The 16,082-nt window shown below is 42.3% G+C and carries 12 protein-coding genes and 2 pseudogenes; 3 read left to right on the forward strand and 11 right to left on the reverse strand.

The annotated features are described in order from the left end of the window. From GGG_RS19795 to GGG_RS19800, 4 genes and pseudogenes are all read right to left on the reverse strand, one after another. A pseudogene (locus tag GGG_RS19795) lies at positions 1-251 on the reverse strand (restriction endonuclease subunit S); the annotation flags it as partial. Then, positions 248-1,651 (reverse strand): helix-turn-helix domain-containing protein, encoded by a 1,404-nt coding sequence (locus GGG_RS0113295; protein WP_010115575.1) that lies wholly within the window; start codon positions 1,649-1,651, stop codon positions 248-250. The pseudogene GGG_RS19795 and the gene GGG_RS0113295, both read right to left, overlap by 4 nt. Continuing rightward, a complete protein-coding gene (locus GGG_RS0113300; RefSeq protein WP_010115577.1) occupies positions 1,641-3,371 on the reverse strand; it encodes a class I SAM-dependent DNA methyltransferase in 1,731 nt (576 codons plus the stop codon). Before GGG_RS0113300 ends, GGG_RS0113295 begins: the two co-directional genes overlap by 11 nt. A 240-nt stretch (positions 3,372-3,611) precedes the next feature. After that, positions 3,612-4,106, reverse strand: a pseudogene (locus tag GGG_RS19800) (hypothetical protein); the annotation flags it as partial. Between the two features lie 156 nt (positions 4,107-4,262). Between GGG_RS19800 and GGG_RS0113310 the strand changes: the two are divergent. Beyond that, entirely contained in the window at positions 4,263-5,042 is a 780-nt protein-coding gene (locus GGG_RS0113310) for a TorF family putative porin (protein ID WP_010115581.1), read from the forward strand. 45 nt (positions 5,043-5,087) lie between these two features. On the opposite strand, the gene GGG_RS21580 is transcribed toward GGG_RS0113310, so the two are convergent. Both GGG_RS21580 and GGG_RS0113320 read right to left on the reverse strand, forming a co-directional pair. Beyond that, complete coding sequence (locus GGG_RS21580) at positions 5,088-5,303, reverse strand: hypothetical protein (protein ID WP_004692350.1); 216 nt, start codon at positions 5,301-5,303, stop codon at positions 5,088-5,090. Between the two features lie 10 nt (positions 5,304-5,313). Continuing rightward, positions 5,314-6,729 (reverse strand): glutamine synthetase family protein, encoded by a 1,416-nt coding sequence (locus GGG_RS0113320; RefSeq protein ID WP_004733098.1) that lies wholly within the window; start codon positions 6,727-6,729, stop codon positions 5,314-5,316. Positions 6,730-6,979: 250 nt separating this feature from the next. On the opposite strand from GGG_RS0113320, the gene GGG_RS0113325 reads away from it, so the two are divergent. Both GGG_RS0113325 and GGG_RS0113330 read left to right on the forward strand, forming a co-directional pair. Beyond that, complete coding sequence (locus GGG_RS0113325) at positions 6,980-7,375, forward strand: transposase family protein (protein WP_010115585.1); 396 nt, start codon at positions 6,980-6,982, stop codon at positions 7,373-7,375. Then, positions 7,323-7,793: an IS5/IS1182 family transposase gene (locus GGG_RS0113330; RefSeq protein WP_029574584.1), complete on the forward strand. Its 471-nt coding sequence runs from the start codon at positions 7,323-7,325 to the stop codon at positions 7,791-7,793. Before GGG_RS0113325 ends, GGG_RS0113330 begins: the two co-directional genes overlap by 53 nt. Positions 7,794-7,843: 50 nt before the next feature. Here GGG_RS0113330 and GGG_RS0113335 read toward each other — a convergent pair whose 3' ends face one another. From GGG_RS0113335 to kdpA, 5 genes are all read right to left on the reverse strand, one after another. Then, positions 7,844-8,557: a response regulator gene (locus GGG_RS0113335; RefSeq protein ID WP_010115588.1), complete on the reverse strand. Its 714-nt coding sequence runs from the start codon at positions 8,555-8,557 to the stop codon at positions 7,844-7,846. A gap of 27 nt (positions 8,558-8,584) precedes the next feature. Next, positions 8,585-11,236: a sensor histidine kinase KdpD gene (locus tag GGG_RS0113340; RefSeq protein ID WP_010115590.1), complete on the reverse strand. Its 2,652-nt coding sequence runs from the start codon at positions 11,234-11,236 to the stop codon at positions 8,585-8,587. 205 nt (positions 11,237-11,441) lie between these two features. Then, complete coding sequence (gene kdpC, locus GGG_RS0113345) at positions 11,442-12,038, reverse strand: potassium-transporting ATPase subunit KdpC (RefSeq protein ID WP_010115592.1); 597 nt, start codon at positions 12,036-12,038, stop codon at positions 11,442-11,444. A 25-nt stretch (positions 12,039-12,063) separates the two neighbouring features. Next, a complete protein-coding gene (kdpB, locus tag GGG_RS0113350; protein WP_010115594.1) occupies positions 12,064-14,106 on the reverse strand; it encodes a potassium-transporting ATPase subunit KdpB in 2,043 nt (680 codons plus the stop codon). An 11-nt stretch (positions 14,107-14,117) separates the two neighbouring features. Further along, positions 14,118-15,842 (reverse strand): potassium-transporting ATPase subunit KdpA, encoded by a 1,725-nt coding sequence (gene kdpA, locus GGG_RS0113355; RefSeq protein ID WP_010115596.1) that lies wholly within the window; start codon positions 15,840-15,842, stop codon positions 14,118-14,120. Positions 15,843-16,082 lie beyond the last annotated feature (240 nt).

Genomic DNA, 16,082 nt, shown 5'->3' on the forward strand with positions numbered 1-16,082 from the left:
GATTGTGGTGCATTTGGTCCAGAACCCGTCAGAGATATTAATATATCACCCTCATTGACAATATAGCGTTCAGTTTCATCCGCTACCTTTTTATCAATATAAGCACAGTCATTAAAATCTATATAACCTGTTCGAATATTTTTTATTTTTAATACGGGATATGTAGAGCTTTGAATAAATTGTTGGCTCTTATAAGCATAACCACCTTGTACTGAAATATATTCTCCCAAAGTTGTTAATTCAAAACTCACACATCACCCCCAAATTCTTTCTTAATCACCCAAGAGCCACGAGTTCCACCCATACGCTCAAGCCAACCAATATCTTTTAAGTTATTCAAATGCTTTTTCACTGCTGACTCATTAATACCAAGCTGCTCTGCCATAGCACGATAGGAAACTTTCGGGTTCTGTTGAATTAAAACTAAAATTTCTTTTTGCCGATCTGTCAGTATACTTTCTTGAATTGAGCCACCTATTGAGCCACCGATTGAGCCACCTGCTTGCTCAGTCGAAGGACGGTAAAACTCCCAATCGACAAAATCTCCTTGGGCTTTCAGTTGAGGTTCGACATTGCCTGCCTGCAAACAAAGATCTTTGATCCGCGCAATACCACTGCCCCACTGCTCGATATAACCCAGCTCTTTAAACACACGGGCCAAGACACGGTTACGGATCTCTGAACGACCTTGTGCCAAATCCTCTTCAGTCAGACCATTGGGCAAACCACCCGGCGATACAATATTCAGGATGTCATCATAAATGCCAACCTTAATATCACGCCCTGCATTACTATAATCACGGTGCAGCACTGCATTCACCAAGGCTTCACGAATTGCAGGAATGGGGATTTCATAACTTTCTGTACGCTGCAAGCCTAAAATTTCTGCGCGTAGATGCAAATGATTTTTGATGAATTGCTCTGTTTGCTTCAACTGACTAAATAAGTCTCCACGGTATTCTTTTTTATCCAAAAATACTGTCATGGTCGTGCCTTTAAAGCGGCTACATTTAATCTCAACCTGCTCATAAAGCCCCAACAAAATGAGCAGCCCATGACTTGGGTAATCCTGTCCATTCTGCTGAATGATCAATTTGAGATTACGCATTTTCTGCAAAGACAATTCTTTACCCACCTCAGCAAAGGCTTGCTGTAAAGGCTGTAAATCGATGTTATCTAAACTGTATTGCGGATTCGGCTGCTCATCAAAAGTCTGGTTCAGACGTTGCAATTCAAGCTGCTGAATGTATTCAGGCGATGCCACACGATTGCTTGCACCTAAACGAATATACGTCCCCTGTGCCTTGCCTTGCGGCTTGAGATAATAAGGCAATAATGAACCACGGCTGACTTCAATCACCAGCAACTCAATGCCTTGGATATTCTCGATATAAATGTAAGGCAGAATATTAGGCGCACACAGCTCATTGATCATCGATGTGATCTGGTCTTGTAGCTCAAAAATATCATCTTGAATACCTACGAGTTGGCGATCATCACTTACACCCACTACCAATTTACCACCACTAGTATTGGCAAAAGCAATCAGGGTCTTTGCGACCTGTTGCCCTTTCGGTAACTGCTCTTTAAATTCAAGGTTTTGACTTTCACCCTTCTGAATTTCTTGCAATAAAGGATGATCAGAACTCATAACCCAAGCCCTTTAGATTCTTTTTAATCTCACTTTCCAAGACAGCACTTTCAGCAAATTGTTCTTTGAGCTGAGCGGTCAAACGCAGCATTTTCTCAGCGAATGGCTCGCCATCATCTTCCTGCTCGACTGCACCCACATAACGCCCCGGAGTCAGTACGTAGTCGTGCTTTTGTATATCTTTGAGCTCAGCAGAGAAACAGAACCCTTTCTCATCTTGATACTTTTCACCCTCAAAGTTCTCGCCCTGCTGCCATGCGTGCAAGGTCTGGGTGATTTTGGCAATATCGGCATCGGTAAAGTCACGCAGTACGCGATCTTTCATATAGCCCAAATTACGAGCATCGATAAACAGCGTCTTGCCTTCACGGTTGGCTTTCTTTTTATCCAAGGATAAGCCGTTCTTTTTATCTTTGGTCAAGAACCAAATACAAGCTGGAATTTGCGTGTTGGTAAACAGTTGTCCCGGTAACGCGACAATACATTCCACCAGATCAGCTTCGATCAAGTTTTTACGAATCTCGCCTTCATTGTTGGTATTGGAACTCATCGAACCATTGGCAAGTAAAAGTGCCATGCTGCCTGTTGGTGACAGATGATGTAACATGTGCTGCATCCAAGCAAAGTTGGCATTACCTTGTGGCGGTGTACCGTATTTCCAACGTACATCACTTTCTAGCGAAGCATGCCACCAATCCTTGATATTAAAAGGTGGGTTGGCCATGACAAAGTCGGCGCGTAAGTCTGGATGCTGATCATCTAGAAAGCTGTCAGCGTTTTTCTTACCGAAATTAAAATCAATCCCGCGAATCGCCATGTTCATAGCTGCCAGTTTCCATGTGGTCGGATTGCTCTCCTGACCATAAATAGAAATATGCTTTTTCTGCTCTGATGCTTTGTAACGCTTTTCCTGTGCATGTTGTTCAATGAACTTTTCACTGGATACAAAGAATCCGCCTGAACCCATTGCCGGGTCATATACTCGCCCTTTATAAGGCTGCAACATTTCAACAATTAAGGTGACGATACTTTTAGGCGTGTAGTACTGCCCACCTTGCTTGCCTTCAGCCAAGGCAAACTGTCCCAAAAAGTATTCGTAGACGTGCCCGAGGATATCTTTACTGTGCAGACTGAGTTGCTCACCGTTATATTCTGGATTAGTAAAACTGGTATCAGAAAAAGTATTGATCAGATCAAGTAACTTGTCATTGTCCAGTTGGTACTGTCCAATACGATTCAGAATACCTTTTAGTTTTGGATTGGCTTTTTCAATTTCATCAAAAGCATTATCAATCAACCAAGATACAGAGCGTAACTTCACGTCCTGTCCTTGCTCATCCTGCCAAATGATTGAGCCAATTGGTAAAGCTGCTGCATTGCGGATACTTAACCAACGTGCTGCTTTGGGCACCCAAAATACGTTTTTTTCTTGGTAGTAATCCAGTATTTCTAGTTCATCAGCAATAGCCTGTTGGTATTCTTCTTCGCTGTCGTACTGATCACGCGGCATGTAATAGATGTTGTGGTCGTCTTTTTGTGCAAACAATTCTTTGAGTTCAGATTGCCGTTCATCAAAAGCATCTGAAACGTACTTTAAGAAAATCAGCCCGAGAACAATATGCTTATAGTTGGCTGCATCTAGACTGCTGCGTAATTTATCGGCGGCTTTCCAAAGCTTGTCATCTAAGTCATTTAGAAATTTTTGTTCCAATGAATGCATTTTATTTCCTCAATCCAAGATCAACCGCTTTGGTTTTATACTTAATGTTAAACAATGTTGCTAAGTTAGCATATCTACGACCTATTAAAAGTCATGCACTTAACAAAAAAAATAGAGATTAATTAAGTCTTGTTATTTTAACGGGATAACTATAGCTAAAATAGTACTTTGACGACTCCCACGACTAATACTGTCGTAAAAAAGAGCAACCTAGAAAGCTGCTCTTTTCCAACCAACCGATTAGTTGACGGGTCTGACTGATTGCTGCAACCCCTGCTGAATATCCTGCACAAACCCTTCATGCGAAGCTTGTTGCTCCACCGTACGGTTTTGTTCTTGTTAAGGGTAGTATTCCTCCAGCACCTCTAACCCTTCCTCTATATCCGTTTCAAACCGTGCATTGGCAAAACCCTTCCTTGCGGTAAAGTCTAAAGCTTCCTGATAAAACCCCGCCTGCTTGCTCTGTTCATCAATTTGCTTCGCCTGAATAATCGCCTCATTCAAGCTAATCCCATCTCTTAAAGTCAGATCCACGTAATACACCGGTTGACGATAGCTTTGTGTGGTGCTTTTCCCTCTTAAAGTGAGTTGCAATGGTAAGCAAGACAGCAAACTATTTAATGCCATATGGTAATAACTCAGCCGTGCAGCCAAAGTCCGAATACTGTTAAAGCCTGTAGTTCTAAAAACAAAGGGGTCAAATTCATCTAGCTTATTAAAGTTCATATGCAAACGTCTTTTAGACAATATGAATACTGATTTTTATTACTTTAAAAAATATTCATCTTAAATTTTATACTTATTTTACGCAAAATTTACGATAATTTTATTATATATCAATAAATTAAACCATAACATACATTGCTTCAATGACTACTAATTTAAAGTGTTATGAAAAAATTATACCATCTACTTTTTAGTCTTATACCGCTCTATTCAAGTTATGCTTTTGCTACTGGAGATGAAAGCTCTCCCGCTTTAAGCTTTTCAGGTAATGTATCATTGGCCAGCGACTACCGCTGGCGCGGCCAAACGCAAACCCAGAATGATCCGGCCTTGCAGGGAAACTTTGTTTTAAGCCATGCTTCAGGATTTTATCTTGCTGCATTTGCATCGAATGTTGATTTTGATGACGAAGTAAATTTAGAACTGGATCCCCAGATCGGCTATACAGCGCCAATCGCGCTAGGTTCAATCCATCCTGCAGTTGATCTTGGCATGCTGCGCTACAATTACATCGGCAACAGCGATTTAAATTATAATGAATACTATTTCAAAATGATCTTTAATGCGTTGCTGCATCAGAACGATAGCTTTACACCAAGCATAAGCTATACCTATAACTATGGCGGCAAAGCTGCCAGTGACAGTATAGGTAAAGATATCTCAAATTGGTATTTTAATGTCTTATATGCTACACCGATTGCTCAAACTAATTTTGGCACAAATGTTAGCTTAGGTTATTCCAAAGCAAATCAGGACATTTATGGTTCTGAAGCAAAAGACCATTTTTTTGATTGGAAAATTGGTGCAACTTACCGCTATAACCCAATGGGAATAAATGCAGAATTAGCAGCGGTTGGTAGTAATTTAAAAACCAAAGACTTTACAAGTCAAAATAAAAAAGGGGTAAAAACTGAAGCAGTATTCACCCTGACTAAATCTTTTTAAAAGTTAAATGCCAATAGTATCAGCAATACTATTGGCATAATTATTTTACTTGAGTGATTTCAATATATGATCTATCTCACTTCGATTAAAACCTCTTTCTTTAAAAATAGTATGAATTATTTTTTTCATACTTTTTGACGCATACTGGTATTTCTTTACTAAAATGTCAGAATCAATTTCCTGTAAACTATACTTCAAATATAATTCTTCATTGAGCTTCTGATTTCTAGCATCATCTTCATTATTTATCGTGTTATACATTTTTAAGCAGTTAAATATCCCAATGTTGTTCGATCAAAGTAATTTGGCTGTACATATACTGATGCTCAGCACGTTTAACTGCACACCATAATTCCATAAATCTTTTGCCGAGATATTTTTGCAAAACAGTATTCCGGTGAAAAAATGTTAAAGCATCTAGCTGATTCGTACTTAAAAAGTGCGGCTGATGTTTATTTTTTATCTGAGTGGCTTGCTGTGGAATTTCCAGATTCTGTGTCAACCCATGCAGTGTGCCGATCAAAATCAGGGCTGCAGTTAAATAAGGATTGCAATCCGCACCTGCAACACGATATTCCAAGCGTTGATTTTCATTGTCCGAACATGGTATGCGAATGGCCACATTGCGGTTATTCACGCCCCAATTAGCTTCTAAGGGCACATGGTTTCCAGCTTTAAACCGGCGGAATGAGTTTACATTCGGAGCAAGCACGGCCATCGACGGCGGCAGCAAGACTATCAGCCCGCTGATCGCCTTTAATAATTGCCGTGACGGTAAAGGATTCTGCTTCATGCTGAAAATATTCTGCTGGTCTTGATTTAACAAACTCATGTGAAAGTGCATGCCGCTGCCCGCTTTATTCAGATCAGGCTTAGCCAAAAAGCTTGCATGTAACCCATGTTCTACAGCGACTTGCTTAATGGTGCGCTTTAGCATCATGATCTGATCGCATAGCTTCAAAATATCACCGCTATGCTGAATATTAATTTCGTATTGCCCGGAAGATGATTCCGAGACTAAGCCTGTAATCTGAATCCCCTGCAAAAGGGCAATCCGTTCAATTTCATCCAGAACGTCTTGATATTTATCTTGCACATTCACATCAAAACATTGATTTAAATAAATCTGATTGGAGCCAGATTTTTCATTGCTGTCAAATAAATAAAACTCCAATTCTGCGGCCATGCAAGGATAAAAGTTTTGATCATGCAGCGCTCTTAAACTTTTTTTTAAAATATTGCGCGGTTCAACTTCGCAATCTTGATGATTGTCATCTTTCATGGTTAGGAATAACTGTGCATTGGACTCTGGATTTAAAGCGCAGGGCTGCAGGCTTCCCAATATAGGTTTACATAAATAATCCGGCTCACCGATCGATTTTCCTAAACCCGATTCTTCAATCACTTCTCCATCAAGACTCATGGCATAAATAGACATTGGGAAATAACAGCCTTGTGCAATATTTTTTAGACCGACAATATCTATGCGCTTGCCGCGGACATGACCATTCAGATCGTGCAGGCAAATCTCAACATGACGGGTATTGGGATAGCGCTGCAGATAGTTTTCGATTTCTTCTGAAAATAGAATATCTTCAATATCGCAGCATTGACGCGCAGATGGCATGGATTCAGGGACCGCTTCTTCGTCAGCTATATTATGTCTAGCCATGAGTAAATTACTCATTATTTTGTCCTGTTAAATATTAACAATGATCAAAATAAAACAAGTTCTACCGAATGTAACGTAAATAAACCGTAAAAAAGCACCCAACTAATATGATTATTTTTTAAACTATTAAAACCACGAAAAAGCTAATTTAAAATAAGTTAAAACATAAAAATAACAATAGATTTTTTTCATAAATCAAAAAACGATCTTCTTTTTGGTTAATATTTGCACTCCGGATTTCTTAGCATTCGTGCATAATCTGCGGATGAAATACATCGATTCAAACAAGCTTTCTGATCCTCAGTTCAAGCAATACACAGGCATCTCATGGTCAACTTTCTATTTGATGGTTGAGCAATTGCAGAAGCATGTCTCTGCCAAAGGCAGACCGCCCAAGTTAAGCCTGGAGGATCAGGTTCTGCTCTGTCTGAGCTATTGGCGGGAATACCGAACCTTATTTCACGTTGCGACGAGTTACGGGGTTTCAGAGCCCACAGCCTCAAGAATTGTCCGTCATGTTGAAGACTGCCTGATTCGGTCCAATCTGTTTAATTTACCCAAAGATTTACCCGAGGGCAAAGGCATCGACTGGAATGTTGTGATCGTGGATGCCACGGAAATTCCAATCCAAAGGCCTAAAAAAACAGAAGAAAAGCTATAGCGGCAAGAAAAAGACCCATACCTTTAAAGTACAGGCCATGATTCACTACAAAACTCAGCAAATTCTGAGTTTATGTACCAGTCGCGGTGCAGTGCATGATTTCGAGTTGTTCAAACGCAATTTAAACCAGATTCCTTTTGGGGCTTTTATCCTTGCAGATAAAGGCTATCAGGGGATTTATGTGTTGTATCCGAATAGCCTGTTGCCATTAAAAGCCAAAAGACACTGTAAATTGGATCCTGAATTGAAAATCTATAATCAAGAAATCAATAAAAGAAGAATCGGAATTGAGCATGTATTTGGCAGCCTGAAAACCTTCAAAATCCTTGCTGAGTGTTATCGAAATAGAGGTAAAAGGCTTGGTTTGAGATTCAATTTAATCGCTGGAATCTACAACTTGGAACTGAGCAAAAAATGATTTATGAAAGAGGTCTAATTACTCATGTAAAATAAATGACATATTTAATATTAATAAATCTTCAAAAATCGCAAACCCACTCCCGGTTCAGTAATAATATATTTAGGCTGCACAGCATTATCATTTAACTTCACTCTTAATTTAGCAACCAGAATCCTTAAATAATGCGTATCTTCTTGGTGCGTTGGCCCCCACAGCTCTTTCAGTATTTGCGGCTGGGTAATCAATTGGCCTTTATTTTTCGCCAATAAATTCAGCAGCTGATATTCTTTGCGCGTTAAGGAGAGCAATTGTTGATTTAAAAAAACCTGCCGTTTGGAAAAATCGATTTTTAATACGCCATCATCAAAAATTGTCGTATAAACAGTACTATGCTGATGCTGCCTAAGCAGTACACGAATGCGCGCCATCAGCTCCTGAACACTAAACGGCTTGGTCACATAATCATTTGCGCCAGCATCCAGAAGCTTCACTTTTTCTTCTTCATTTGCCCGCACAGACAGCACTATCACTGGAACGTGCGACCATGTGCGAAGCTCAGACAAAACCTCATAACCATCCAAATCTGGCAAACCCAAATCGAGGATCACTAAATCCGCGCCTTGCAAAGCTAGGAGTTCCAAACCCTTTTGGCCATTTTCAGCCAAAAGCGTTTTATAGCCTTGCGCTCTGAGTGCTATATCCAAGAATTTTCGAATCTGATTTTCGTCATCAATAATCAAGACATTGGTCATGGAGCTGGCTGATTCATTCTGTTCTGGCATTTTCCCACCTAAAAGCTGCTAGATGCTTTAAGTAATTTGCTGAATAGGAAGCTGTATGCGGATACATGTTCCTTGATTGTTCTTGCCTGATGATGCCATGATTTTCCCCATATGCGCACCCACAATCGCTTTCACAATCGTCAAGCCCAAGCCTGTACCATATTGCCCGCGGTCACCGCGCTGCATGGTATAAAACATGTCAAAAATGCGTTCCCGCTCACCTTCCGGGATACCCTGCCCCTTATCAGTTATGGCAATTTCGATCTCATTTTCATTCACCTGCTGCACCTCAATCATCACAGCTTTATTCTCTGGTGAAAATTTTGCGGCATTTTCCAGCACATTAAAAATGGCCTGTTCAATCAAGGCGGCATGTACAAATAAACTCAAAGATTCTTGAGGCGCATGCACTTCAACCAATGCATCTGGCATATAACGGTTTAAACGGCGCACTGCTGAACCGATCAGTTCATCAACTCCAATCCAGTCCCGCTTCAAGCTTAAGCCTTCATGGCCTAAACGGGTCATATCCAGTAGGTTTTGAATATAGCGGTCTAAACGCTCTCCCTCTAAATGAATCGCTTCCAGCAAGCTGTCCTGATCATTTTTATTCATGGAATGGCGGTAAGTGCTCAAAGTATCCGCTGCTCCAATCATCGACGCCAAAGGCGAGCGTAAATCGTGCGATACGGATGATAATAATGCCGAGCGCAATTTTTCCGTTTCAGAATTCACATTGGCTATTTCCAAAGCCTTGGTCAGCTGGGTGCGGAAAATCGCCTGCGCAAGATACTCTACCATGAGTTCAGCGAGCTGTTTTTGCTCCGTATTGATTACTGCTTGCACATCTTTAAGTTTCAACCCCACCACGCCTAAGCATTGCTTGGAAGCCAATAAGGGCAAAAACCACCACTCATTTTCCGTCAAGGTTTGGGTAAAGCGACCGGACGGTTGATGGTTTTTGAATGTCCAATCGGCTGAAATTTTTTCTTTATTACTCATGATGATAGTGGATGATGCTTGAGTTGCTGCAGTATCTGGGAAATACAGCCAGACATCTGCATTGAGATTTTTACTCAGGCTATGTTCAGCAATCTCCTTGATTTGTGCCAAATCTAATGCTGTGGACAGCTTCTGCCCTAAATCCTGCATAATGCTGTTATAACTGTTCGCCGTTTTGAGTGCAGTCACCTGCTCTTTCAAACGTGACGCTAATCGGCTCGAAATTAAAGCCGCGCCCAAAAATGCAATCACGGTGACAATCCCCTGATGTGCAGAAATCTGAAATGTAAATTGCGGGGAAATAAAGAAAAAATTATAAGCTAGAAAGAATAGGATGGCTGAAAAAGCTGCAGCCAGCATCCGTGTTTTTGATGCCACAAAAACCACAGCGGTGATAAAAATCACCGAAAGATCTTCAATCCCTAAATACTTTTCCCCTAAGCTTGCAATCACAATGCTGATGACTGTGGTGGCTAGTACGTACTGTATTTCTCTTAGCGACAAGAATGCCCTTTGAGTGAAAAAGGACAGATGCTTATTCTCTGCAATAATCGGCACAATACTGAGTTCAAAACTGGGCCGGTATTGCAGTAATTGATCAATCAAATTGAGCCTTAAATTCAGCGAAAACTTTTGCGGAGCCGCTTGCGCTAAAACTAAGGTTGAAATGCCGCGGTCCATCACATAATCAAATAAAGTTTTAGCATGTTGCTGGCCGTAAAGGACTTCTGTCATTCCGCCCATTTGACGCGTTAAGTTTAAAGCCCGTTCTATTTCACGGCTTTGCGAGTTTTCCTGTTTATTCATGATTTGCGTATCATGAGAAAAAGCAACAACCGTCCAGTTTGCCGCACGATGCTCGGCAATACGGCATCCAGTCCGAACTAAAGCTTCAGAATGCCCTTTGCCATCAATCATAATTAAGACATGATTTTTTAAGGGGATTTGAGCAAGCCCTTGAATGGCGAAATTTTCGCGTACATCATTATCAACATAATTGGCAACGGTTTGCATTGCCAGTTCACGCAGTGCCGTTAAGTTGGAGCTGTTGAAAAATCGCTGTAAGGCCTGTTCCGCCTGCTCAGGCACATAAACCTTCCCTTGGTTTAAGCGCTCAAACAGCTCATTCACAGGCAAATCAATTAAGCGGATATCTCTAATCCGTTCGAACACCCGGTCTGGCACGGTTTCAGTGACACGAATCCCAGTGATTTGATATACCACATCATTCAAACTTTCCAAATGCTGAATGTTCATGGTGGTAAAAACATCAATACCAGCATCTAATAATTCATTGATGTCTTGCCAGCGTTTTTCATGACGGCTGCCGGGCATATTAGTGTGGGCAAATTCATCCACCAAAACAATACTGGGCTTTTTATCCAAAACGGCATCTAGATTCATTTCCTCCAGATGCTGCCCTTGATATTCAATAGCCTTGCGCGGAATTATATCTAAACCAGAAATTAAATTTTCAGTTTCTCTACGGCCATGCGTTTCTACATAGCCAATGACGATATTAATACCCTGCAGCGCCAGTTCATGCGCACGAACCAGCATGGCAAAGGTCTTTCCCACGCCCGGAGCTGCGCCTAAAAAAATCGTCAGCCGCCCAGACTGATAACGCTGTGTATGTTGCAGCAAAACATCGGCTTTATTGGTTCGTGGATCAGTCATAGAAGTAATCTTTATTTATTGCTTTAAAAGATGTTTTTAAATTCATTTAAATGCGTCTAAAGTCAGCTTGGCTATTGCTGGGCAATATGGATGCCACCGTTGGGCGGAGGTATAGAACATCCCCTCGCCCAACAATCGTATATAACTTAATTCAGATTATTCAATAGCTTTCAATCACTATATTTTAATCATCAAGCCATTCATATCACTTCCCGCCCCGATCCAAAGCCAAATTCAATTCAAGCACATTGACACGTGCCTGCCCTAAAATCCCAAAAATCGGCTGAACCGTATGCGACTGAATCAGTTTTTCGACATTCTGTTCAGGCATATGCCGTGCATGGGCAATCCGCTTCACTTGAATCATGGCTGATTGCACGCTAATTTCAGGGTCGATGCCGCTGCCTGAAGCGGTGACCAGATCCGCAGGAATTTTAGATTTTTCAATCTGTTCCTTCGCTGCGATTCGATTCAGCCGTTCCTCTATGGCTTTCTGCAGTTCAGGATTGGTTCTCGCCATGTTGCATCCGGCCATCGCCATAGGATCATAATTTGCGGCAGATGGACGCGGATGGAAATATTGAACTTGGGCAAAAGGCTGTGCCACTAAGCGTGAACCGATCACTTGATTATTTTCGACAATCAAGCTGCCGTTGGCTTGTTTTGGAAAGAGCATTTGTCCTAAGCTGGTTGCAGCAGCACTATATACAAAGCCGCATAAGCCTAGAGCAATGATGGTCATTCCAAACGAAGCGCGCAGTTTCTCACCCCATGATGAGTCTGCCAATTGATGATTTTGCATATTCACTTTGTCATCCTCAAAAAATTTATAGGGCCAAGATTGGACTGATCAGCAGATCAATCGCTTTAATGGCAATAAACGGTAGCAGCACCCCGCCCACACCATAAATCAGCATGTTGCGGCGCAATAATTGGGTAGATGTCGAAGGTTTGAATTTCACACCGCGCAGTGCAATTGGAATCAGCAGAGGAATAATGATCGCATTAAAGATCAGCGCAGACAGGATGGCACTTTCAGAACTGCCTAGTTGCATGACATTTAACACATGCATTTGCGGAATTGCCGCGACGAATAATGCCGGCAAAATTGCAAAATACTTTGATACATCATTCGCCAAGGAAAAGGTGGTTAATGCACCGCGAGTAATCAGCTGCTGTTTGCCTATTTCAACCACAGATAGCAATTTGGTTGGATCAGAATCTAAGTCCACCATATTGCCTGCTTCTTTGGCTGCTTGCGTTCCCGAGTTCATGGCTAAGCCAATATCTGCTTGGGCCAACGCCGGTGCATCATTAGTACCGTCACCGACCATCGCTACCAAATGTCCTTTGTTTTGCTCGGTTCGAATGCATGTGAGTTTATCTTCTGGTTTCGCTTCAGCGATATAATCATCCACACCAGCCTCTGCTGCGATGGCCGCTGCTGTGAGCGGATTATCTCCGGTCACCATCACAGTTTTAATGCCCATTTCACGTAAGCGCGCAAATTTTTCTTTAATGCCTTGCTTAATCACGTCTGATAGTTCAATGACACCCAACAAATTCTGGTCTTTAGCCACGACCAGCGGCGTTGCCCCTTTTGAAGCTATTTGTTCTACGCGCGCTTTCAATTCGGCATGATTTTCAAGGTTTTGCGAAGCGAATTTAAGAATGGCATCCATAGCGCCTTTACGCACTTGATGACCATCCGCCAAGTTAAGGCCTGAAATGCGTGTGGACGCATTAAAAGCGATAAATTCAGCCTGTTCAGGCTCGGCCACTCTTTCACCTTGCTCTTTGGCCAAAGCAACCACCGATTTACCTTCTGGCGTTGGATCGGCCAAAGAAGTCAGTACCGCCGCTTGGCGAAGTTCAGACTCCGTCACTCCTGTTAAGGGATAAAAAGCAGTCGCCTGACGGTCACCGTAAGTAATAGTTCCGGTTTTATCGAGTAGTAAAACATCTATATCGCCTGCAACTTCAACCGCCTTGCCTGATTTGGCAATCACATTGGCTTTGAGCGCTCTGTTCATCCCTGCAATTCCAATAGCTGGCAATAAACCGCCGATGGTGGTTGGAATTAAGCAAACCAATAGCGCCACCAATAAAATCGGGCTGATTTCAATATGCAGGAAATGTCCAATCAACGGCAGGCTGACCACGACGATGATAAAAGTCACAGTCATCACGGTCAGTAAAATACCTAAAGCTATTTCATTCGGTGTTTTTTGACGGTTTGAGCCTTCGACCAAAGCAATCATTCGATCAAGGAAACTATTTCCCGCCTCTGCCGTCACTTGAACGATAATCCGGTCGGTTAAGACTTTGGTTCCCCCAATCACCCCTGATTTATCCGTGCCCGCTTCACGCAGTACCGGCGCAGATTCACCTGTTACAGCAGCTTCATTGATCGTAGCAAAGCCTTGAATGATCTCACCATCTGCGGGAATGAATTCCCCTGCACGCACTTCAATCAAGTCATGCATTTTCAATTCAGCCGCTGAAATCTGCACCCCATCCATATCATCTTTAGAATGGATCCGGCGCGCCGTCAAATTTTGACGCGCTTGACGCAGGGATGACGCCTGTCCGCGGCCTTTAGCTTCGGCAAGGGCTTCAGCATAATTGGCAAAGAGAACAGTCACAAATAAAATCAATGTCACCAATAAGCCAAAAACCAGACTGGCTTGCCCCAAAATTGTACTAACCAGTGTAATCAGCGTCCCAAGCCAAACGATGGCCATCACCGGATTTTTAATCACATGCTGCGGTAGCAGTTTAATAAAGGCATTTTTCCATGATTCAGCTTGAAATAAGGTTGAAGCGATAGTGTTTTGCTGTGTTTGAACAGTTTGTTTTGAATGATTCATTGTACTCACCCTTAACCTTGAACCAATAACAGATGATCAGCAATTGGCCCCAAGACCAGGACTGGCATAAATTGCAATAAGGTCAACATCACCACAATGGCAATTAAAGTCAGTGCGAATGTTGGCGTTTCGACTTTTAAACTGCCGCTGCTTTCAGGTGCTTGGCGTTTGGCAGCTAAACGTGTAGCGATGATTAAAGGAATAATTAATGTCGGGAAACGGCCGAGCAATAAAGCAATACCGCATGTGACATTCCACCACACGGTATTGTCTGATAGCCCTTCAAAGCCTGAGCCATTGTTGGCAAATGCAGACACATATTCGTACAGAACTTGAGAAATGCCGTGGTATTGCGGATTACTGTTGCCCGTCAATTCAGGGAAAAATACAGTTATTGCGGTTAAACCAAGAATGACGATGGGTTGGATCAAAATCACAACAGCGAGCAGCTTGATTTCACCGGCTTCAATTTTGCGGCCAAACAATTCTGGGGTTCGGCCGGTCATTAAGCCTGCAATAAAGACCGCTAAAAACAGATAAATTATGAATTGCTGCAAACCGCAGCCTATTCCGCCCCAAATGGCATTGATCAGCATATTGGACAATTGCACCATACCTGTGAGCGGTGCAGATGAATCATGCATCATATCCACTGAGCCGTTATTGACTTGGGTGGTGACCGCTGACCACAAAGCAGATGATGCCTCGCCAAAACGCACTTCTTTACCTTCCATGGCGGAAAGCAATGTCGAAGTCGATGAAAGGCTTTCTGACCAGATAGCGCTAGTCGCAGAAATGATCGACATCAGCAGCATTGAAGCAAAGACCAAGCCTGCGAATTTGGCGCGTTTGGTGAAAAAGCCCAGCATAAAAATCACCGAAACAGGGATCAGTAAAATCGCAAGCATTTCCAGAAAGTTTGACAATGGTGTCGGATTTTCCAAAGGTACACTGCTGTTCGGACCATACCAGCCACCACCATTACTGCCCAATTGCTTAATTGCTACCATGGGCGCAACAGGGCCTAAAGGTATTTTTTGCGTTGTTAATTCGCTGCTTTGGTCGATGACTTGAACTTCTGGGCCGCCTTGAAAAGTCGATGGTACGCCTTGGCCAGTGAGCAATAATGACCAAACCATGCATAAAGGAATCAGAAAGCGGAACGTCGGACGAATCACATCGGCCCAATAGTTGCCGACATTAATTTGCTGCACTTTATGCTTAAAGCTGGTCTGTTGATCGGTTTCAGAAAGTGCATTGGATTGTTTGTAGAACAGTGCTCGAACTGTAGCCACCACCATCGCCAGGCCCATCATCGGCGTGATGATCTGCAAGCCGACAATGCCGACCATTTGCGATAAATATGACAGTTGCGCCTGTCCTGAATAGTGCTGCTGGTTGGTGTTGGTCAGAAACGAAATCATGGTATGCAGCGCCAAATCCCATGACATATTCGGTGCATGGTTTGGGTTCAACGGCAGGCTAGCTTGAACCATAAATAGAGTCCAAGTCACCAAACCGATCACTGCACAGCTCATGACAAAATTGAATGAATAGGTTTTGACATTCATCCCCCGTTTGGGATTGATTCCTAAAACCGCGTAAATGGGCTTTTCAATCCAATTGAATAGAGGATCAATTTTCATATCGCGGTTGTGCATAATTGCTGCGAGGTATTTACCCAAGGGATAAGCCAGAACAAAGACGATGCCTAAAAGCAAAGCAAACTCTAACATGGCATTTCACTCCTATGTTTCAGAGCTGAAATCTGCTTAAAGAAGTTGAAATAAGATATATTTTGATTGTTTTGTACAACGCAATTTTTTTGATGCTGTACCTGCTGATGCGCGTGAATGACCGCACTCATGTTTTTCATCCTAAGCATTGGGATATTCCACTATCTAGTATGAAAAATAAAACCGTAAAGTCTCTATCCATAACTTTGGATGCCGCGTAAAGAAAGCGTAAAAATTTGG

The organism is Acinetobacter sp. P8-3-8 (assembly GCF_000214135.1).
Lineage (GTDB): Bacteria > Pseudomonadota > Gammaproteobacteria > Pseudomonadales > Moraxellaceae > Acinetobacter.